This window comes from Paenibacillus sp. N3/727 (assembly GCF_022637315.1).
In the GTDB taxonomy this organism is placed as follows: domain Bacteria; phylum Bacillota; class Bacilli; order Paenibacillales; family Paenibacillaceae; genus Paenibacillus_AQ; species Paenibacillus_AQ uliginis.
The window spans coordinates 12,501-33,489 of the sequence record NZ_CP093336.1 but is presented as its reverse complement, the minus strand read 5'-3'; the positions used below and the strand labels follow the sequence as shown (position 1 = coordinate 33,489).

Annotated in this window: 21 protein-coding genes, 2 rRNA genes and 1 riboswitch (1 of these 24 running past the window's edge); of the genes, 2 read left to right on the top strand and 21 right to left on the bottom strand. The window is 46.9% G+C overall.

Annotated features, from left to right (window positions below):
* Positions 1-99: 99 nt before the first annotated feature.
* From MNQ98_RS00160 to MNQ98_RS00125, 8 genes are all read right to left on the bottom strand, one after another.
* The gene (locus MNQ98_RS00160; RefSeq protein WP_208916759.1) at positions 100-282 is read right to left on the bottom strand and encodes a small, acid-soluble spore protein, alpha/beta type; all 183 of its coding nucleotides are present in this window, start codon (positions 280-282) and stop codon (positions 100-102) included.
* Between the two features lie 146 nt (positions 283-428).
* Entirely contained in the window at positions 429-704 is a 276-nt protein-coding gene (veg, locus tag MNQ98_RS00155; RefSeq protein WP_208916761.1) for a biofilm formation stimulator Veg, read from the bottom strand.
* Positions 705-1,060: 356 nt separating this feature from the next.
* Positions 1,061-1,954, bottom strand: a complete 894-nt coding sequence (gene yabG, locus MNQ98_RS00150) for a sporulation peptidase YabG (RefSeq protein ID WP_241933800.1) — start codon at positions 1,952-1,954, stop codon at positions 1,061-1,063.
* Positions 1,955-2,240: 286 nt separating this feature from the next.
* A complete protein-coding gene (gene rsmA / locus MNQ98_RS00145; protein WP_241931382.1) occupies positions 2,241-3,125 on the bottom strand; it encodes a 16S rRNA (adenine(1518)-N(6)/adenine(1519)-N(6))-dimethyltransferase RsmA in 885 nt (294 codons plus the stop codon).
* Positions 3,122-3,673 (bottom strand): ribonuclease M5, encoded by a 552-nt coding sequence (rnmV, locus tag MNQ98_RS00140; protein WP_241931381.1) that lies wholly within the window; start codon positions 3,671-3,673, stop codon positions 3,122-3,124. Before rnmV ends, rsmA begins: the two co-directional genes overlap by 4 nt.
* A 119-nt stretch (positions 3,674-3,792) precedes the next feature.
* Complete coding sequence (locus MNQ98_RS00135; RefSeq protein WP_241931380.1) at positions 3,793-5,016, bottom strand: resuscitation-promoting factor; 1,224 nt, start codon at positions 5,014-5,016, stop codon at positions 3,793-3,795.
* 273 nt (positions 5,017-5,289) lie between these two features.
* Positions 5,290-5,501, bottom strand: a riboswitch (cyclic di-AMP (ydaO/yuaA leader).
* Positions 5,502-5,702: 201 nt separating this feature from the next.
* The gene (locus MNQ98_RS00130) at positions 5,703-6,470 is read right to left on the bottom strand and encodes a TatD family hydrolase (RefSeq protein ID WP_241931379.1); all 768 of its coding nucleotides are present in this window, start codon (positions 6,468-6,470) and stop codon (positions 5,703-5,705) included.
* An 87-nt stretch (positions 6,471-6,557) separates the two neighbouring features.
* Positions 6,558-7,844 (bottom strand): HD domain-containing protein, encoded by a 1,287-nt coding sequence (locus tag MNQ98_RS00125; RefSeq protein WP_241931378.1) that lies wholly within the window; start codon positions 7,842-7,844, stop codon positions 6,558-6,560.
* A 317-nt stretch (positions 7,845-8,161) separates the two neighbouring features.
* Between MNQ98_RS00125 and MNQ98_RS00120 the strand changes: the two genes are divergently transcribed.
* Positions 8,162-8,416 carry an AbrB/MazE/SpoVT family DNA-binding domain-containing protein gene (locus tag MNQ98_RS00120; protein WP_208916775.1) on the top strand — a complete coding sequence of 85 codons (255 nt, stop codon included), beginning with the start codon at positions 8,162-8,164 and terminating at the stop codon, positions 8,414-8,416.
* Between the two features lie 194 nt (positions 8,417-8,610).
* Here MNQ98_RS00120 and rsmI read toward each other — a convergent pair whose 3' ends face one another.
* From rsmI to MNQ98_RS00070, 10 genes are all read right to left on the bottom strand, one after another.
* Positions 8,611-9,501 carry a 16S rRNA (cytidine(1402)-2'-O)-methyltransferase gene (gene rsmI / locus MNQ98_RS00115; RefSeq protein WP_241931377.1) on the bottom strand — a complete coding sequence of 297 codons (891 nt, stop codon included), beginning with the start codon at positions 9,499-9,501 and terminating at the stop codon, positions 8,611-8,613.
* A complete protein-coding gene (locus MNQ98_RS00110) occupies positions 9,498-10,256 on the bottom strand; it encodes a tRNA1(Val) (adenine(37)-N6)-methyltransferase (protein ID WP_241931376.1) in 759 nt (252 codons plus the stop codon). The genes rsmI and MNQ98_RS00110 overlap by 4 nt, the downstream gene beginning before the upstream one ends.
* A 280-nt stretch (positions 10,257-10,536) precedes the next feature.
* Positions 10,537-10,908 (bottom strand): DNA replication initiation control protein YabA, encoded by a 372-nt coding sequence (gene yabA / locus MNQ98_RS00105; protein WP_208916781.1) that lies wholly within the window; start codon positions 10,906-10,908, stop codon positions 10,537-10,539.
* Positions 10,909-10,940: 32 nt separating this feature from the next.
* On the bottom strand, positions 10,941-11,741 hold the full coding sequence (locus tag MNQ98_RS00100; RefSeq protein WP_208916783.1) for a PSP1 domain-containing protein: 801 nt from the start codon (positions 11,739-11,741) through the stop codon (positions 10,941-10,943).
* 58 nt (positions 11,742-11,799) lie between these two features.
* Positions 11,800-12,783 carry a DNA polymerase III subunit delta' gene (gene holB / locus MNQ98_RS00095; RefSeq protein WP_241931375.1) on the bottom strand — a complete coding sequence of 328 codons (984 nt, stop codon included), beginning with the start codon at positions 12,781-12,783 and terminating at the stop codon, positions 11,800-11,802.
* Positions 12,784-12,943: 160 nt separating this feature from the next.
* Positions 12,944-13,387, bottom strand: coding sequence for a YaaR family protein (locus MNQ98_RS00090; RefSeq protein ID WP_241931374.1), 444 nt, complete (start codon positions 13,385-13,387; stop codon positions 12,944-12,946).
* Between the two features lie 877 nt (positions 13,388-14,264).
* Positions 14,265-14,594 (bottom strand): cyclic-di-AMP receptor, encoded by a 330-nt coding sequence (locus tag MNQ98_RS00085; protein WP_208916789.1) that lies wholly within the window; start codon positions 14,592-14,594, stop codon positions 14,265-14,267.
* 66 nt (positions 14,595-14,660) lie between these two features.
* On the bottom strand, positions 14,661-15,302 hold the full coding sequence (gene tmk / locus MNQ98_RS00080) for a dTMP kinase (RefSeq protein WP_208916791.1): 642 nt from the start codon (positions 15,300-15,302) through the stop codon (positions 14,661-14,663).
* On the bottom strand, positions 15,299-16,882 hold the full coding sequence (locus tag MNQ98_RS00075) for an aminotransferase class I/II-fold pyridoxal phosphate-dependent enzyme (RefSeq protein ID WP_241931373.1): 1,584 nt from the start codon (positions 16,880-16,882) through the stop codon (positions 15,299-15,301). The genes tmk and MNQ98_RS00075 overlap by 4 nt, the downstream gene beginning before the upstream one ends.
* Before the next feature lie 138 nt (positions 16,883-17,020).
* Positions 17,021-17,206, bottom strand: coding sequence for a sigma factor G inhibitor Gin (locus MNQ98_RS00070; protein WP_208916795.1), 186 nt, complete (start codon positions 17,204-17,206; stop codon positions 17,021-17,023).
* Positions 17,207-17,422: 216 nt separating this feature from the next.
* On the opposite strand from MNQ98_RS00070, the gene MNQ98_RS00065 reads away from it, so the two are divergent.
* Positions 17,423-17,947: a hypothetical protein gene (locus MNQ98_RS00065; RefSeq protein ID WP_208916797.1), complete on the top strand. Its 525-nt coding sequence runs from the start codon at positions 17,423-17,425 to the stop codon at positions 17,945-17,947.
* Between the two features lie 51 nt (positions 17,948-17,998).
* On the opposite strand, the gene MNQ98_RS00060 is transcribed toward MNQ98_RS00065, so the two are convergent.
* The 3 genes from MNQ98_RS00060 to MNQ98_RS00050 form a co-directional block, all read right to left on the bottom strand.
* Entirely contained in the window at positions 17,999-18,427 is a 429-nt protein-coding gene (locus MNQ98_RS00060; RefSeq protein WP_241931372.1) for a hypothetical protein, read from the bottom strand.
* A gap of 283 nt (positions 18,428-18,710) precedes the next feature.
* Positions 18,711-18,827: ribosomal RNA gene (gene rrf, locus MNQ98_RS00055) — 5S ribosomal RNA — on the bottom strand.
* Positions 18,828-18,953: 126 nt separating this feature from the next.
* Positions 18,954-20,989: ribosomal RNA gene (locus tag MNQ98_RS00050) — 23S ribosomal RNA — on the bottom strand (it continues 890 nt past the right edge of the window).

Genomic DNA, 20,989 nt, shown 5'->3' with positions numbered 1-20,989 from the left:
CGACGCGTTGAAGTCATTTTCCATGCGCAAATAAATGCGAATAAATGGACATAAGATAAAAGGGCTTCCGCATTCGGAAGCCCCCTATAATTCAAATTATTAACGGTCAGACTGGCGGGCAGCCCGCTCCGCAAGTTCAATTGCCTTTTTAACCATATTTCCGGCATCACTGGCTTTAATACCGCCCCAGCCTTCTTTTTGCACCGTATCGTAGAATCCCAGCTCCTTAGCAAGCTCGTTCTTCAGTTCTTCCGACATAATACTCCGTCTTCTCCGGCTCATTCGTATTCGACCTCCTTGTGAATGTGGTGATGATGGCTTTGACCCTCCTTATTATGCGCTTTGGAGTAGGTTCCTCATTCCCACCATTCACATGGCAACAAAAAACAGCCTCCGTAAATACGAAAGCTGTTCTGCATTACATAAAGTTATGACTTGATATAGGTTATACGCAGTTGGCAGTCATCGTCCAAAACCATGATTTCCACCGTTTCGGTTAACACATCCGCATAACTGTAAGACACTCGTTTAAAGGTTTGCTGGTCTTGATCCAGCTTTACAATGAAAACAGAAGGGTACGTTTCTTCCAAAACACCAGTACGCTCTACGGTCTTACGGCGACCACCGTTTGCCCGCAGCGTAATTTTTTGCCCAAGATGAGCATCCAAACTGCGTTTGATTTCCAACAGCGCATTTTTAGCCATTGTCGACGACCACCTCTTTCCTTGTCCATTATAACTAATTATCAATCATTTGTCAAACCAAAAACATTAATTATATCAGCATTAAAATTATCTTGTCAACGAATTTTTTTCGAGCCTTTATATATCGAGCGTAGAACCGTTATTATGCGTAAAACCGACACGAAATATGCACATTTTTTTTAAAATGTCACAGCTTGTCCTCTTCATGTACATAATGACAATATCAAACAAGTAGAAACGGTTTTGCCATCCTTTAAAGACGGCAGCCATTTCTGCGAGAAATAAAAAAACCCCTGTAATTAGGGGTTTTAGGAAGAACCTGTTCAATTTACCCGGCAAGGCGACCTTGGAAGGCTCTAGCTGACCGATGGAGTCACTTTAAGCGTAGATAAGTCATTGAGACGAGGAAGTCCGATCCGATAGCATCCTCGGGTCTCAATGCCCCCTACCCCCTGGCTGCCGCTGATGGTGTTGTGAAACACGTCGTTCATGTTCACCGTCTCACGCATTGACGTATAGGCCGTTTTAGCAGCCACATAGACCGGATCTAAGGCATGAATAAGTATCCGTCCCGGAGAGCTCGCAAAATTCGCTCCTGCTTGCAGCAGTGCTTCAAAATGCGACTGGCACGCACCGGCCACTACAACAAGGGTGTCCAGATTACGTTCATACTGCCTTGCGCTCTGAATCGCCTGCACAAAATTTTGCGAATTTTTATAACTGTCCAAGCTATGCAAATCACGAGATTGACGTCTTTTCAGCACACCGTCATGTCCAGTAATAACTACAATATCAGGCCGAACACGCGGCAGCATTCGATATAAGGTCTCAGCCATGGATGATTCGTTAACATAGTAGCCTTCGGCTGGAACACGAAGCTGATTGTATAAGGTTAAGCTCTTTTTCAAATAATGGGGATCTCCATCTAAATGCAGCACCTTGCCGGGCACGTCGAAATATCCCTTTTCACCGGTTTCCCATTCGGTTCGCAGATTTGCCAAATGCCGCTCACTCTGCTCCTGCCGGTCCTTTTGCAAGCGGGATAGCGACTCGTTTGCTTTGATCTGCGCCTGCTTCGTCCGTTCGCTCATCGTGGGATGCGGTACACGTACCAGGTCCCCAAGGGGCGAGTCGGCCAGCAGCCGAAAGTCCGTTCCCTTAATAATGGCTGTGTTCTGCTGCACACCCTCCACCCGGAACGTTACATCGCCGCCGTACGACTTACGAACGACCAAGTCTCCATAATTCATCACAACATCCCCCCTGCCTCTATCCTATGGGCGAATGCGGGGATTGGTTCATGGTTGAGAAGGATGACACCAAAAAATCAGTTCGTCCTTAATCAATCTCTCTTGGAAAGGACTTCGACTCTCAAGGGCGCAATAGAATCGCTAAGACGATGAAACGTGTCGCTGCAAAAACCTGCAAATTGAAAAAGCAGCCCTTTAGGGGCTGCTTTAAAGATCTCTGCTTTAAACGTGAAAGCTTTTTATTAAGGCTGCACGATTCCATTGCCACGTCCATACGCTTTCGTATCTACCGTACTCCAGCCCTAAGAAGCACGCTGCTCAGCCGGGCGTATTCTTCGATGCTAAGGGTCTCACCACGTCGTGAAGGCTCAATTTCAGCCTCCTGGAGCAGCTGCTCCAGCCGCTCTCGTCCCTCTCCCGGGAAAAAGCGACTCTTCAGATTGTTCGCTATCGTCTTACGACGTTGAGCGAATGAAGCATGCACAACCTCGAAGAAGTGTTTCTCGTCATCGACCTCAACGGGAGGCTTATCCCGTACCTTCAGACGAATGACGGCCGACTCTACATTCGGCTGGGGGATAAAGACGGTATGGGGAACCGTACACACCAGCTTCGGCTCACTATAATATTGGACGGCGATACTCAGGCTGCCGTAATCCTTGCTGCCTGGGGAGGCTGCCATGCGTACTGCAACCTCTTTTTGAATCATAACCACAATATTCTCGAGCGGCAGCTTTTCTTCCAGCAGCTTCATCAATATCGGTGTCGTTACATAGTAAGGCAGATTGGCCACGACGCTGACCTTAGACACTCCGCTGAAATAATCGCGGAACAGCTCATGTAAGTCCACCTTAAGTACGTCCCCGTGGTGCACGCTTACATTGGGATACGGCTCCAGCACCTCTTGTAGTATCGGAATAAGCCGCTGATCAATCTCCACGGCTGTAACTCTGTTAGCTGTCTGTGCCAGCTTCTCCGTTAAAGCTCCAATGCCGGGACCGATCTCCAGTGCGCCTTTTTCCTTGTCCAGATCAGCTGCCTCTACAATTTTGAACAGTATATTTTGATCGATGAGAAAGTTTTGTCCAAGACTCTTCTTAAAGGAGAAGCCATGACGCTGTATAATCTCCTTCGTTCTTCTCGGGGTTGAAATATCATCAATCCGTGTCATAGCTCTGTACCTCCCTCTTCCTGCTGAGCGAGCGCTGCTGCGAATTCTTCACGTGATATTTGAAACATGGCCAGCCGTTTATGAAACTGTTTGCCGTTACAATATCCAATGCCGAGCAGGTTGCCCATCGCCATCCGTCTCGCTGCAGCCTGCGGGTGCACAATCAGCCCCGCTTCAATCAGATCATCCAGCCCAATGAGGCTTTCCGATCCTTCAAATGACGTATGCAATCTTTCCAGCGCATGGCGAATCGCCTCCGGCGAGGCATTCTCCACCCCGATGTCTCCTTTTCGCGTTGCATCGGCTTCCGGAATGAAGGCATGCTTGCAGCCAGGGACCTTAGCGTCGATAATCTTGCGGATCCGCTCTCCGGCATGGTCCGGATCGGTTAAAATAATGATTCCGCGCCGTTCTTGCGCCAATGCAATTCGTTTCAGTATGCGGCTGTTAATGGCCGATCCTCCGGTTTCAATCGTGTCTGCTTCAACAGCCCGCTTCACAGCCACTGTATCGTCCCGGCCCTCCACGACAATGACTTCTTTGATCATTCCCTGTTTCTTCCTTCCCAAAACAAAAGAAGAGGATGATTCATCCTCTTCTTAGCATCACATTAATATTAATTAAATAGTATAGCATTAGCATGGCAATGTAAAACAGAATTCATGCGTTAATTGAGCTCTGGTTTCACAGGGCCAATCACATAAACAGTATGCCCGCTTTTACGCCCAAAATTGTATGCCGCTTTTAAAGAATCAAAATAGACATCAATTTTGTTGCCTTTAATGGCACCACCGGTATCTTCTGCACGGCGGAAGCCTACGCCTTCAATATATACCCACCAACCGATTGGAACCACACTCGGGTCCACCGCAATCGTACGTCCTTCCGTTACGCGTGTACCGGAAGCTGTGCGGGTACCGATGCCTTTCTGTTCGGCGGAATAAGCTGTCATAGAAACATTGTTTAGTACTTTTTTATATTCGAAGTCAACTCCGGCTCTGGAAACCACATTGTTAACTTTAACTTTTGCGGATGCCGCCTTAACTGCTGGCTTTTCTGGACTCGATTCCTTGGCTGCCGTTCTCACGGTAGCATTTGCAGTCGTGGTTATGTCGGCAGACTCAGTTTCAGCGACAGGTTCTTCAGGCACTACTACTTTTTTCGTGCCAACTGCAATAATTTTATCCTTCGTCTTACGCTGTATCTCTTTGCCTATCACATTTTTTGAAACAAGCTTTCCGTCCTCGTAGACTTTCTCGATATGGTTAACCACGATGCCCGGCTTACCACTTTGAATCACCCGGTTATCGCCCTTCACAAGAGAAGGATCTGCCGTTTTGATGACACGGAAAGAGCGGTTTTCAGTTTGCTTAACCGTTTGTTTCGTGACGCGAACGACGCGAATGTCTGCTTTTTCAATAATTTTCGTTTCCAGGGAAGGCTTTACTGTATCTTCGCCCTTGATTGAAATGCCTGTTTCCTTAAGCACATTTCCAACCGTATCTTGGGTAGTAAATATTGTGTTTACTTTACCGTCTGCAGTCACTTTCACAGGTACTGCGAGTTTAATAAATATACGGTCTCCATCCTGGAGTACACCATTTAACGGCATGGAAACCTCATCCTGCGGCTTCAGGGAGATGGCCTGCTCATCCAGCACTTCATGAAGCATAGCCTCTCGGGTTTCCACTGTGGTGACACGTCCGTCAACCACAAGGTGAATTTTTTTGCCCGCCTGATTGTGAACAATCAGAAGTACGAGCACTGTAATTGCGATGGCGCCAATGGCGGCCAGCATTAGGTGACGCAAATTCTCATGCTTCCATCGTAATGCGTAAGACATGCTGGATGATTGTGATTCATGGGTCTCTTCTGGTTGAATAACGCCCACTATGTCATCCTCCTTCATAGTCCCGCCGTCTAGGTAACGCATGATTGCATTTGACGTGACTATAGCAAATTGTCTCACAGGGTGCCCTGCTATCTATCTACACCCTGCGTTAATCCCCGTCTTCCCGTCCATACGATCGTCACCTCCTGTTTACCAAAAGTATGACGATACTGTCTCCAATATTCTAAAATAAAAGAAAGCCAAAGAAAGAGTTATAGAGACTCTTTCGTGGCTTCCTGATGTCTGGAATCTGGAAAATAGCATGCACGAGTTTGCCTCTCTTACTTACGCTTACGGAGTTAGCTGTCGGGTTCGGGCGTAAGAGAGACGCCCTATCTCAAGTCACCCGCTCATGGCGGCTGCCTTCAAATTCACCCCAAAGACCCAAAAAGAAATCAAATACAGTGGAGCGCAGCATGATTGCCAGCTATTCCTGTATCGGTTCCCCCGTTCTCCGAACATCGGAGATTAAGCGAGACGGTTCATAAAATATTCGGCTGTTCGTTTTCCGATCAGCTTCTTATCACTGAAAAGATGATATCCTGTTTCTATGCAGGTTGTAAAGCAACAATCAACCACATTTTTTCAGATAAAAGGTTAAAATATTGTAATATCGTCGCCTTTTTCGGTTAAAAAACTTTAATTGGTCGTTAATGCTCTGTTTTTCATCACATTTACTCTCGATTTCATTTAATACCAAATCGTTCCAGAGCATTTTTGGTCGTAATTGAACCTAATTCTTCCAGAGACAGGCCCCTAATCTCAGCCGCTGCCTCGGCCACTAATTTCACATGAGCAGACTCATTACGCTTCCCCCGAAACGGATGAGGCGTTAAATAAGGGGAGTCGGTTTCGATGAGCAGTCGGTCCATCGGGACCTGTGCTAAGACCTCTTTTGGCTGTCTCGCATTTTTGAACGTTATCGGCCCACCGAAAGAAATATGGAAGCCCATATGTAGGCACTGCTTGGCCGTTTCCCAGCTGCCGGAAAAGGAGTGCATCACTCCACCGACCTCTGACGCCTTCTCTTCTTTCAAAATCTTCACGATATCCTCATGTGCATCTCGGTTATGAATAACAATCGGCATGTTCAATTCCCGTGCTAAACCAATCTGCCTACGCAGCACCTCATGCTGAACTTCCTTGGGAGAGGTGTCCCAATGGTAATCCAGGCCGATTTCACCGATAGCCACTACTTTCTCATGACTGCAAAGAGTAGCGATCCATTCCAAATCTCCGTCCTTCATCGTGATCGCATCTACGGGATGCCAACCCACTGCCGCATAAATAAAATCATAAGTTTCCGCCAATTTCATGGTGGAAGGAATCGTTTCCCGGTTAAAGCCGATGTTGATCATTCGGGTTACACCGGCTTCCAAGGCACAGTTGATAACCTCCTCACGATCTTCGTCGAACTCGGGAGCATCCAGATGTGTATGTGTGTCGAATAACATAAATAAACAATCTCCTTTCTTGTCGCAGACCAGCACAGTAATAACCGCCGCTTCTAGCTGTTCAATACTTTACTTGTATCTATTTTATCAACCTTGTCCAAAGACGCTTTTGACATCCTCCGGCAAGGTATTCAAAACGTTCCTCACCTTTTCCTCAGGAAAGTATAGACGGTATCGCCCGCGGTGAATCCCGCTAATAGAGCGCACTATATCAGATACTTCGGATATTTCACGCACATGTTCATGTCTGTCCAGCAGCAAAATCTGTTTATCGCTCTCAGGCGATCCGGAATGAAATTCATCATAAGGAAGATCGGTCGGATAATCAATCTCGAAATCATAATCCGGGTGGAGTCCCGCATCACGAAACGCCTGGCGGATTCCGTCGACGGTCTCTCTATCTATGGTGTCGATTTCTACATATTTATAGAGCCTGCGATGCATAAACCGACCACATAAATCACTCAGAAGCTCATCCTTCTCGGCCGTCCACTGCAAAAAGGTCGTCTGAATCAACGCTTCATCCAGACGCAAATATTGGCTCACCGTCGGATTTCCCTCAAATAAAGCTGGCAACGGCTCTACCATAAAACTAAATTCATAACCTTCGCGGAATAGTTCCTTCGCTCTCCTGAAGATTTGCCTCAGTATAATCTCCGAACTTCGGGTCACCGGATGAAAATAAACCTGCCAGTACATCTGATACCTAGACATCAAATAATCTTCCACCGCGTGCATTCCTGATTCTTTCACCACCACCCGGTCCCGATACGGGCGGAGCATCCGCAATATCCGGTCTATATCAATCGTGCCATAATTAACACCCGTGTAGTATGCGTCGCGCAGCAGGTAATCCATCCGGTCTGCATCTAGCGGACTGGTCACAAGATTGATGACAATCGGCTTTTCATATGTTTTGTTGATGACTGAGGCTACCCGCTGCGGAAAATCTGCAGCCACCTCTCGGAGGACGCTATTTACACATGTATCTCCAAGCAGAATTTTACAAGTCCAGTCCTCGTGATTCATTTGAAAAGCCTCTTCTATAGAATGAGAAAAAGGCCCATGCCCGAGATCGTGAAGCAACGCAGCACATAAAGTGAGCAGCCGCTCCTCTTTCGGCCAATCGGGATAACCGCTACGTTCGAATTGAGAAATGATTCTTCTCGTAATTTCATATACGCCTAATGAATGCGAAAAACGACTATGCTCGGCTCCATGAAAAGTTAGGAATGAAGTCCCAAGCTGCCTTACCCGGCGAAGCCGCTGAAATTCCGGTGTATTAATTAACCTCCAGATCATGTCGTCCTGTACATGAATATAGTTGTGAACCGGATCTTTAAATACTTTTTCCTCCGTAATCGGTAAATGCATGCTTTTCATCTCCTTATCCTGAACATCGAAATCGCTTCCCCACTTTTTTTGACACCTATTGTCGAATAATGTCGAATAACGTAAAATCCCGCTTTCCAAATCGACATGAACATATACAAGCTTATTTACCTAAGACTTTTGACATTTCTCTAGTAGAATAAGGCTTTTGTTCACTATATATTCGTAAATAAGTTTCTTATTTTCAAATTTATAGGTTGACTGTTTTGGGAATCGTTGGTACTATAAATAACATAAAAAAGAGAACATTGTCGAATTATGACTTTTTTAAACTATGGCGAGAGGGGCATCAATCAGTTATGATGAAATCAACAGGTATTGTAAGAAAAGTAGATGAACTAGGAAGGGTCGTTATTCCAATTGAACTCCGCCGCACATTAGGAATCGGTGAGAAGGATGCTCTCGAAATCTACGTGGACGGTGAGCGTATTATGCTCAAGAAATACGAGCCTGCCTGCATCTTCTGCGGTAATGCTGAGAACGTAACTTACTTCAAAGGCAAAATTGTTTGCAATGAATGTATCTCAGAAATTCCAACACCTGTGACAAATTAAGAAACATGGTATATAATAGTTTTAATCGAAATTGTTAATTCTAACCTTTTTCATATCTCCTTGACGCCTTCCTCGGCTATGAACCCAGCCGCAGGGAGGTATTTTTTTTCTTTTTTAACTCCCGCGACTCTATTTCCTTTAAAGATAGCACACCCATCTGACTGATACTTTCTTACACAATTTTGCCTCATCCCTTAGTTGTTCAGCAGTGAGTTATAAATATCACGTTTGGAGACACCACGATCGGAGGCGGTTTTTTTCATGGCATCCTTACGGCTCATACCTTCGCTTTCATAATGCTCTACATGTGCTTCAAGCGTTAGTTCTTGCCACCAAGCGTCTCTCTCCCGCTGCTCTTCCTCCGCGCTGGCACCTTCTACAACGATACAGTATTCACCAAGCGGTGGATGCTCCTCCAGCCAGCTCAGACATTCCGATATTGGACCGCGTACAAATTCTTCATAACGTTTTGTCAACTCACGCGCGAGAGCTACATTTCGGTCCCCAAGCGCCTCTAACATAATTTCCAGCGTCTTCTTTACCCGGTGTGGCGATTCGTAAAATAGCAATGTGCCCTGTGCTGCCTGAAAGGAGGACAACTGAGCTATTATATCTTTCCGCTCACGGGGTAAAAATCCGATAAATGTAAAGCGTTCGGTCGGCAGACCCGAAGCAATTAAACCGGAAAGTGCGGCATTCGCCCCCGGTACAGGAATGACCGAAATACCTTCGGCAACAGCCAGTCTCACCAGGTCCGATCCCGGGTCGGAAATAGCAGGCAGACCGGCATCACTGACGATCGCCACATTTTTTCCTTCTATTATATAGCGTATAATTTCAGGACCGCTTGCCCCCTTATTATGCTCATGATAGCTAAACAGCTGCTTGGGCTGAATTTCAAAGTGCGTGAGCAATTTACGGGTCTGCCGAGTATCCTCCGCGGCGATAATATCACACTCATGAAGTGTGCGCACAGCTCGGTAGGTCATATCCTCGAGATTCCCGATCGGCGTTGCCACCAAATACAATGATCCGGGACTTCCCTCAACACGTACCTCAAAGCTATTTTGACAGGTCAGGTTCATGATTTTCCCTCACTTGATCCATAATATATTTCCATCATTTCGCGGCAGTACTGTCCTTGATCATCATAGACAATGATTGGTGGCTGCAAACGTACCTCTGGCTTGCCATCCTTAATACATTCAATCAGCACCATATTGGCTTCCATATGCAGACGGGGGTGGACAAAACGGATAATTTTCGGCTCCAGGCGATACTTCTGCATCAAACTGATAATCTCCGCCAAACGCTGCGGCTTGTGCACCATACACAACTTACCTCCGGGACGGACCAAACGGGCTCCCGACTGAATAACCTCCTCCAGCGTACAGTGAATCTCATGTCTCGCAATCGCCTGATGACGATTCAGCTTAATATCACTGCCATTCAGCGGCATATAAGGAGGGTTCACGGTAATGGCATCATATACTCCATGCCCTGTTTCCAAATACAGCTCTCTCAAATCACCTTCCCGGATCTTCACCCGTTCCTGCAGATGATTCAGCGCCACACTTCGTCTCGCCATATCGGCCAGTCTAGGCTGTATTTCGATCCCTTCAATGACGGCATCACTTCGCGTAGTAAGCAGCAACGGGATCACACCATTTCCGGTACACATATCCAAAATCCGGCCCCGACGCGGAATATTCGCAAACCTTGCAAGCAGCACGGCGTCCATGGAAAAGCTGAATACCTCATCACTCTGAATGATGCCTAGCTCATGTGTCAGCAGATCATCGATCCGCTCCGAGCTGTGCAGAACTATATCTTGATTCATAATCCCAATCCTTTATCGGTTTAATATATAAACTACAGAAACGGCTGCGCCCTGTTGATCATGACTACAACCGCTCCTGGATTATTTGATTCATATGATCATGTAAACAGCAGGAGATATACTTTCTTATCTCTAAACAGAAACACATATCGAAGTACCTCAAAGCAGACAGACCGCTTAAAATGGAAGTTTCTGTTGCGAGATAAGGAGGTTTTGCCTGATGTCTATTCCTTCTTATCTCTTCAGAAAAAAACCGTAGGCGGTTTTCTCCTACGGTTTCTTATTTGTTCAAAAAAGACAGACAGAAGAGGCAATCCCCTTCGGTTCGCAAATGCCCGTAATAGACATTACAAATATGGAAGCCTTCATGATACAGTCGGGCCAGATTGTCATATCCTTCCCCGACGACATCCTCTCCGCTTTCCTCATTCTTGACGAGTTGAGGCTGCTTGCGTGGTGATGCCGTTTCCGATTCTGCCGACTGAACTTCCCTCTTAAAAACTTTCCGGAGCTGTTCATTTTCAAGGCTGAGACGATGGTTGTCTTCCAGCAATTCCTTGATGACCAGCTTTAGTTCACCCAGTTCACTGTGCATTTGTCCCATCTGTGATTCCATCTCTTGAATGCGCACAAAAATGTTTTTCTTTTCCAAGACTACACCCCGAAAGTAACCGTGATATTGGTCTACTTAATGACAACGTCATCCAAAGGAAGTTCTTTGACTTTACCGACTTCAAACAGCTGTACATGTACAGTCCGTTTGTCCGCATTCAGGCCAACCACTTTACCGTCTCCGAGCGAAGTAACGACCAATTTTCCGACGGACGGCAGTTCTTCCTTAACGCTTTCATAATTGTCATGCTCAAATTTCAAACAGCACATTAGCCTTCCACAAAGACCGGAGATTTTGGTAGGATTCAGCGATAAGCTCTGATCCTTTGCCATTTTGATCGATACCGGCTCAAAATCACCAAGCCATGAAGAGCAGCACAGTACGCGTCCACAAGGTCCTAAGCCGCCAAGCATCTTGGCTTCATCACGCACGCCAATCTGGCGCAATTCGATTCTTGTCCGGAATATTCCGGCAAGATCCTTAACCAGTTCTCGGAAATCTACCCGGCCTTCCGCTGTGAAGTAAAAAATGATTTTGTTACGGTCAAAAGTAAATTCAACATCGACCAACTTCATTTTTAGTGCATGATCCCGGATTTTATTTAAACAGGTTGTAAATGCATCCTTTGCCGCCAGCTTGTTCTCCTCGACCACACGGGCGTCAGAGTCGCCGGCAATGCGGATCACTTTCTTCAGCGGAAGAACCACATCCGATTCCTGTACTTCTTTCTTGCCAATAACTACTTGGCCATATTCGATACCGCGAGCCGTTTCCACGATAACGGATTGCTCCTTCTCCACAGGAAGATCCAGCGGATCGAAGTAATATATTTTGCCCGCTTTTTTAAAGCGGACACCCACTACACTGTACAAAAATTAACCCCCTTGTTAGCCTGTACATATTGGCCATTCTCGGATATTGGGGGTTGTCTCACGCCTGAGTTCCGCCCAAACCCATTAATAACTGCTCGAGACAGAGCTGTCCGTTGACATTATAACGTAACTTCTTCTGACACTCTGCGGCCAAATCCATGCAAGAGACCCACTGTGCCGTGCTGCGGGCTGACGCGTGACCGGAGATAAACTCCGCCTGATCTATGAAAACGAGACGATCTTGCCTTCCGTATTGGACATGTATCATATCCTTGAACCATAAGTGGAACAAGCTGAACAGTGTATCCAGATGTTCGGAGAGTCCTGATTTGAACACTTTCTGACTAGCGGTAATCATTGCTGTGCCAGTACGGTTCATAGACTCCTTCCCTAATTGTAACATTACGTTTCTAATTTCTGCAAACCAATTCTCATTCAAAATTTTCCTGCAACCTTCAAGTCCTGAGGCCAATTGAACCGCACAACGCACAAGGGCTGACGGATAACCTTCATTAACGAGCGCCTGTTCCATCATTTCCGGATTTAATGCCCGAAACGGCACAGTCTGTGACCGAGACTGGATCGTTGGAAGCAAAGCTTGTCCATTCTCCGCAATCAAAATAGCTACGGCCGGAACTTGCGGTTCCTCTAAAAATTTCAGCAGACTGTTCGCAGCCTGAACCGTCATCTTGTCGGCATGATCTATAATATAGACCTTAGGATTGTTCTTTTCGGACCGATATGAAAAAATCCGCTGTAATTCACGGATCTGATCGATTTTAATACTGGCACCATCGGGAGCAATCATGGTCAAATCCGGATGGTTGCCATGTTCAACCTTTCGGCATTCCAGACATTGACCACATGCGTCATCCTGACTTTCTGTGCAGAACAGTGCCTTGGCAAAAGTCATGGCCGTCTCCAGCTGTCCGGCACCGGCAGGCCCGCTGAATAGGTAAGCATGACTGACTGCTTCACGCCGCATGGCATTTTGAAGCAGCTGTTTTGCAGCCTCCTGGCCTAATATATTGTTAAAAGACATAAGTCCTCTCTCTTTCTGTATCAAGTAGAAACGGCTTTTCGCTTATAAAGTCGGTCTTAATTGGCCTATTTAGGCGAAGGAGTTGTCTCTTAAGAAGTATCCCGTTTCTGCGAGAAATATAAGATAGTATGCTAAATAAACACATACATGCTTATATTTATTAAAAAACAAAATTAATTAACATTCCGCGAATCTCACCAATTTTGCCTAGCAGTTCGATTTTCCCTTGCTCACTTTCCAGCAATTCGTCGGCCATGGACAAAAGCATAGAATCAATCTCATCTATGACATTGTACCGCTTGCCGCGTCCTCTACGGTCCCATCCTCGTGTTTCTTTCATCGATACGCCTCGACGTACCGTCTCTTCAAGGAACCTCTTAACCAGTAGACGATACGCCTTCAGCTCTCTAATTGTCATCGCCCGAGCCAGTCGATCACCCTGCAGTGCGATTTCGCGCATTTGTCGATTTAGTTCGTCCTTGGAAGCCTTCTCTCCCTGTAGGAACATCATATCGGAGAACGTTTTTTGCGGAATCGGTTTAGCACTGCTATCCGGGACCGACAATTCACTTTTCATGGGCCTGAAGCCCGGATTAATCTTCACCGAAATCTACCGCCTTTGTATAAATCATAATAAAAACGTTTATCGATGTACCTCAAAGAAGACAGACCGCATTTAGCGGTAGTTTTTCTTGCGAGATAAGGATGTACTCTACTCCGATGTTTATACTTTCTTATCTCTAAATAAAAACGTTTATCGACGTACCTCAAAAAAGACAGACCGCACTTAACGGTAGTTTTTCTTGCGAGATAAGGATGCACTCTACTCCGATGTTTATACTTTCTTATCTCTAAGTAAAACGTTTATCGACGTACCTCAAAAAAGACAGACCGCATTTAGCGGTAGTTTTTCTTGCGAGATAAGGATGCACTCTACTCCGATGTTTATACTTTCTTATCTCTAAATAAAAACGTTTATCGACGTACCTCAAAAAAGACAGACCGCATTTAGCGGTAGTTTTTCTTGCGAGATAAGGATGCACTCTACTCCGATGTTTATACTTTCTTATCTCTAAATAAAAACGTTTATCGACGTACCTCAAAAAAGACAGACCGCATTTAGCGGTAGTTTTTCTTGCGAGATAAGGATGTACTCTTAATAAAATATCGGGGACAGCCTGCTCCCCATAGAACACGGGTTTGTCGCACCCTGTCCCCCGATAGAAAACTTATCTATGATCCGGGTTGCCTGGATACCCAAAATAAGATGAGAAACGACTTCTACTGTTAATCTAGGTAAAAGGGTAGGATAAGCAAGCTGTTTATGCTTACCCTCGTATATCTGGTAGATGTCTTTATTATGATATCAGAACCTGAACTTCTTTTGGTAACAAGCTTCAATACCGCAAGAAAAACATCCGAATTCTTAGCATATCTATAGCTTTCTCTACTCAGACTGCCAATTTCTTGTTCTTTCTGAGTTAAAAATGCTCAAAGCGTTCAACTGGAAGAACAAATACAGTCGCTCCACCCACCTGTACTTCTACCGGAAGCGGCAAATAGGAGTCGGTTGTACCACTCATCGGCGTAACCGGAGTAACGAGTTGTTCACGTACTTTACAACTTGTGCGGATAACATTCATGACGCTTTCTACCTGACTATCGTCTACCCCGATCATAAACGTGGTGTTTCCGGCCTTCAAAAATCCTCCGGTACTTGCCAGTTTGGTTGCCCGGAAATTTGCCTTAACGAGACCGGCCGAAAGACGGTTGCTGTCCTTATCCTGTACAATCGCAACAATTAATTTCATGTGCAATCCCTCCGTTTTCATAGTTTGGCATTTAAATGCCTTGTCTTTATTATTTGACAAACATCCTCAAAAATCCTTTAAAACCGCGCCCTCAAGCACCCGGATCATCTCACGCTCCACCTGTGATGGTGATTTGGAAGCATCAATAACTTTGATTCGCTCTGGGTATTGATCTGCTAGGAGACGATATCCGTCTCTCACGACTTGATGAAACGCCAGATTTTCCATGTCCAACCGGTTAAATTCCCGGTCCTCGTTCGCCATAATACGGGAAAGACCAACTTCGGGATCAATATCGAACAGCAGAGTAAGGTCAGGCATGCGGGACTCAATAGCAAACTGATTAATCGCCCACACTTCTTCTACCCCGATCCCCCGTGCCATCCCTTGGTATACGAGACTGCTATCGACAAATCGATCACATATGACGGTCAATCCTTCAGCTAGCGCTGGTTCCACCTTTTCCGCCAGATGCTGTCTGCGGGCAGCCGCATATAACAGAGCTTCCGTTCTCGCATCCATGCTCGTGTGTTTCGGATCCAGAATAACAGAACGAATCTTCTCCGCAATCTCGATTCCGCCAGGTTCGCGGGTGATGAGGTAAGGGATGGAACGGTTCTGCATATAAGCTGACAATCTGCCGATCATCGTTGTTTTGCCAGAACCATCTCCTCCCTCGATTGTAATGAATAATGGTTTGCGGTTCATATCGTCCCCTGCTTTCTAGAGTTCTTGTATACGAGAATGGTCTTGAGTGATTGATCTCCCGCACCTTGGCATTTCGCTCCGGCGTTTCTTAAAGCAACAAGTCGGTCAGCCGTATTCTTCGTGATAAGTTCACCTGGATACAAAATAGGAATACCCGGCGGATAAGGAATGATCATCTCAGCTGATATTCTTTCCGCACTATACTCAACGGGTACTGACTCCATTTGCTCCGGATCTTTAGGCGTCAAGCTGAACGTAACCGGCTCGGAAAATAACAGAGTCGTTTCTGGAATGTTCCACGTGGAAACATTGGACTGCTCGGAAGGCAGTGGATTGAGGACCTCGAGCGGCTCGGAAGCCTCCTCTTCCTCTACAATATGCCGGAGTGCCCATAAGAGGTGATTAACATCCTCCAGAGTAGACCCGAGCGTCAAGAGCAAGACGACGTACCGTTCGTCGCTCATCTCCGGGACACAGCCGCGCGCTTCAAGCGCGTGCTGGAGTCCATAGCCGCTCAGGGACCCGGTGCGGTCATATATGACCGCTTTGAACGGGTCCTGGCGCGTGTATGCCGCCGCCTGCGTCTGCAGCGGCAGGGCTTGTCCGCCGGCCGCGCTGCTGGCGGCGGGGTTTGCGGGCTGCGGCGGCTGCAGCAGCCCGAAGCGCGGCAGCTCCGCGAGGCCGCGCCTTAGTGCGCCCACGGCGGCGAGCCCCGCCGTGAAGGCGCTAGGGCCCTGCGCGTGCAGCATGCGCCGGGCCAGATCGAGCGAGGCCATCACAGGGTATGATGGGCTCGAGCTCTGAACCATTGCGAGCCGCTGACGAAGCAGACTTCGGTCCAAGAGACATCCCTGTACGTGAAGCATGGAACCCATCGTCATGGCTGCCAGCATTTTGTGTGTCGATTGCACCACTCCATCAGCCCCACAAGACAGCGCACTTTCCGGCAGATCCGGATGCATGCCGTAATGCGCGCCATGCGCCTCATCTACAAGAAGAGGTACCTCATGTTTGTGACATAGATCAGCCAACTCCCTCAGGTTGTTTCCCATCCCATAGTAATTGGGTGACGTCACAAAGACGCCCTTAGTTTCCGGATTAGCAGCTAACGCAGATCTCAAAGTCTCTGACGATGGAATAACTGTAAGACCGCTGCATTCATCCATTTGCGGTTCCAAAAACACTGCTCTTGCACCAGCAAGCATCAGGCCGTTCAGAACCGATTTATGGACATTGCGCTGAAGCAGGAGTAGGTCACCGGGCTGTATGCATACGGTTAGAATCATCGCTATATTGCCCGCGGTGCTTCCTCCAACCAGGAAAAAACTTTCCTCCGCCCCGAAACAATCAGCTGCCATCTCCTGCGCCTCACGGATGACACCTTCCGGATGGTGAAGGTCATCTGTTCCACTAATCTCCGTCACATCTATTTTCATGACCTCACTAAGCTGCTCAGCTCCATTTATTCCATCATACGCCTTCCCGTTTTTGTGACCTGGCACATGAAACGATTTAGCGGCATTGTTTTTGTACGCTAGCAGTGCTTCTACCAGCGGCGTTCTCTCTTTGTCCATATACATTTACTAATTTCCTTCCGGTAAGAATCCTCTACCCTATTTTATCGTAAAATGAAACTTACGCCTATGCCCTCTCCCCTTTTGTCCAACCTACAACAAAAAAAGGCCTCACTAATATCAGGCCTCGAACATTACGTCCTACTAAACTTTATTGGGCACTACGATTTGTTTCAATTGATGAATAAAAAAATGATATTTAGCGTCTTCCGCATTCGTATGCACAATCTCAGACTCACAATCCTCGCATACAAATTGTGATACAATGGTAATTCCTTCTTTTTTATTCTGGCTGCATATAATACAGACGTGTTCATTCATCTCTTCCATGAGCCATCCCACCTTGTTCCTTTTACTATTAGTATGACACAGTTTCTATTATTTTAAACCTTTTCATAGTGTCTCCTTCTGCTTTATATGTATATGTCTTTATTTCTCCATGGTGTCTGTACTTAAAGCGCTTCACAAAAATAAGATTCAGACCGATAAAAAACATAAAAGACTTTTATCTTATCTCGATGTCCATTAAAGGAGGCCAAAAGCTCGATGGCAGAACAACCTCATGGCCAAGCTACCTTTTATCAATACCGGTTGCTCAAAAAAATACCACTTTCCAAGCACATTTTGGCCCTATACCTTATCCTTCCGTGTGCTGCAGTCGCTGCAGAAATGTTAATACTGTCCTGGGACAGCTTTCTTTATTTCTTACTAGCATTTGCACTTGTTCTATGGATCCATTTTGTCATCGGCCGTTCTGTATTGTTTATCTTTGGCTCTGCCTATCAAAAAAAATGGCGGTTTTCCCTTAAAACGCCTTGGCTCGGTTATATGCCCGACCAGCATATAAGTTCCCGAGTTTTTAACAAAGTACAGACCCATACCACTTGGATCAGCTTCTGTTTGTTCGGTGTCATGGCTTTCTGGTCGCCGTTGTCGTTCATGATATCGCTTCTGTTTTGGCATATCTGGCTGCTTACCCCACGTTACTATGCTCTGCTTCGTTTCTCGGACCAGCGCAAGGATGGTATGCTCAAATTTAGCGACCTAGATGTGTCATACTACATACAATAATCATACATACACAAAAATAAAAGACCTCTTCCGTCTTTGGAATGAGGTCTTCTATTTCTTACTTTCTAATCCTTGAATCGCCTCTTTCTTAAGAGGTGCAGGTACCGTTATGATTAAAAAGTCATCATGCACCGTAAGATGAACGATACTTTTCCCCTTCTCAAACACTAAAGATGAGCCCTTCTGTTCTTCCTTCTTTTCTTTCCAGCCCCATGACTCGATTACCTCCATATAAGGTTCTGGAAGGCTATCGGATTCCTTCAACCCCGGCAGTGAATAGCGAACATAATCCAGATCGCTGTTCCCCTTCGTTTGCTCGGTCCTATTCGCTTCCTTGGGTATCGGAAAGGATTTCACATTAGCCGCCCCATCAAAAGATTCCCAAGATGGCTGGGATGGTGACCCGCATGCTGATCCCATAATCAATATAGTGCATGCACATATGATTCCGGCAATCCGCAGTCGACTATTATGCAACATGTATTTAACCTCCTTCCCCCACATTAACCAAGCATCAGATCATTGCTTCACTGACTGGTTCAAGGAGAAACTTCCATTCAGGCCTTAAATCCTAATAGCCTGCACAAACCGGAAATAAATAGGTAATAGTTCCTTGGTTCATGAATAATTCTATTATACTGATTTTTCTCCTTGTATCGGTAACAAAATCTTCATCAGTTAGCGTCACTTTCTCCACTATTCATAGATAATAATCGTGTAAACAAATAAAAACCACCATCGATTACATCGACAGTGGTTTTTCGCTTGGCGACGTCCTACTCTCCCGGGACCCTTCGGTCCAAGTACCATCGGCGCTGGAAGGCTTAACGGTCGTGTTCGGGATGGGTACGCGTGGAACCCTTCCGCTATCGCCACCAAACGGATCAAGTGTTTGATCACTTGAAAACTAGATACGAAACGTTATTTGCGATTAGTGTTTCCGAAGTACCTCACACCGTAGTTCAAAGCGTATGCTTTCGATGCAAGCTTCACTTCGTGAAACTTTTAGGATAAGCCCTCGACCGATTAGTATTGGTCAGCTCCATGCATTACTGCACTTCCACCTCCAACCTATCTACCTCGTCGTCTTCAAGGGGTCTTACTAATTGGGAAATCTCATCTTGAGGGGGGCTTCACGCTTAGATGCTTTCAGCGCTTATCCCTTCCGTACGTAGCTACCCAGCCATGCTCCTGGCGGAACAACTGGTGCACCAGCGGTACGTCCATCCCGGTCCTCTCGTACTAAGGACAGCTCCTCTCAAATTTCCTACGCCCACGACAGATAGGGACCGAACTGTCTCACGACGTTCTGAACCCAGCTCGCGTACCGCTTTAATGGGCGAACAGCCCAACCCTTGGGACCTACTTCAGCCCCAGGATGCGATGAGCCGACATCGAGGTGCCAAACCTCCCCGTCGATGTGGACTCTTGGGGGAGATAAGCCTGTTATCCCCAGGGTAGCTTTTATCCGTTGAGCGATGGCCCTTCCATGCGGTACCACCGGATCACTAAGCCCGACTTTCGTCCCTGCTCGACTTGTAGGTCTCGCAGTCAAGCTCCCTTATGCCTTTGCACTCTTCGAATGATTTCCAACCATTCTGAGGGAACCTTGGGGCGCCTCCGTTACTCTTTAGGAGGCGACCGCCCCAGTCAAACTGCCCACCAGACACTGTCCCCGCACCGGTTCACGGTACTAGGTTAGAACCTAGATACGATCAGGGTGGTATCCCAACGGCGCCTCCACAGAAGCTTGCGCTCCTGTTTCTTAGGCTCCCACCTATCCTGTACAGATCGTACCCAAATCCAATATCAAGCTGCAGTAAAGCTCCATGGGGTCTTTCCGTCTTGTCGCGGGTAACCTGCATCTTCACAGGTATTAAAATTTCACCGGATCTCTCGTTGAGACAGCGCCCAAATCGTTACGCCATTCGTGCGGGTCAGAATTTACCTGACAAGGAATTTCGCTACCTTAGGACCGTTATAGTTACGGCCGCCGTTTACTGGGGCTTCGGTTCATAGCTTCGGATTGCTCCTAACCACTCCCCTTAACCTTCCAGCACCGGGCAGGCGTCAGCCCGTATACTTCGCCTTACGGCTTCGCACAGACCTGTGTTTTTGTTAAACAGTCGCTTGGGCCTTTTCACTGCGGCCCCCTCGTGCTATTCACACTACCGGGGCACCCCTTCTCCCGAAGTTACGGGGTCATTTTGCCGAGTTCCTTAACGAGAGTTCTTCCGCGCGCCTTAGAATTCTCTTCTCGCCTACCTGTGTCGGTTTGCGGTACGGGCACCTTCACCTGACTAGAGGCTTTTCTTGGCAGTGTGAGATCATGACCTTCGCTACTATAATTTTCACTCCCCATCACAGCCTAGCCTTAACGATGTGCGGATTTGCCTACACATCAGCCTCACTGCTTGGACGGACATCCATCAGTCCGCGTCACTACCCTCCTGCGTCACCCCATCGTTCATAACGGTTTACGGTGGTACAGGAATTTCAACCTGTTGTCCTTCGATTACGCCTTTCGGCCTCACCTTAGGTCCCGACTTACCCTGAGCGGACGAACCTTCCTCAGGAAACCTTGGGCTTTCGGCGGATCAGATTCTCACTGATCTTTTCGTTACTCATACCGGCATTCTCACTTGTATGCTGTCCAGCGCTCCTTACGGTACACCTTCAACCTACATACAACGCTCCCCTACCCCTGATGCAAAGCATCAAGCCATAGCTTCGGTGGTGTGTTTAGCCCCGTTACATTTTCGGCGCAGAGTCACTCGACCAGTGAGCTATTACGCACTCTTTAAATGGTGGCTGCTTCTAAGCCAACATCCTGGTTGTCTGTGCAACTCCACATCCTTTCCCACTTAACACACACTTGGGGACCTTAGCTGATGGTCTGGGCTGTTTCCCTCTTGACAATGGATCTTAGCACTCACTGTCTGACTCCCGGATATAAGTCTATGGCATTCGGAGTTTGACTGAGCTTGGTAACCCTTGCGGGCCCCGCACCCAATCAGTGCTCTACCTCCACGACTCTAATTC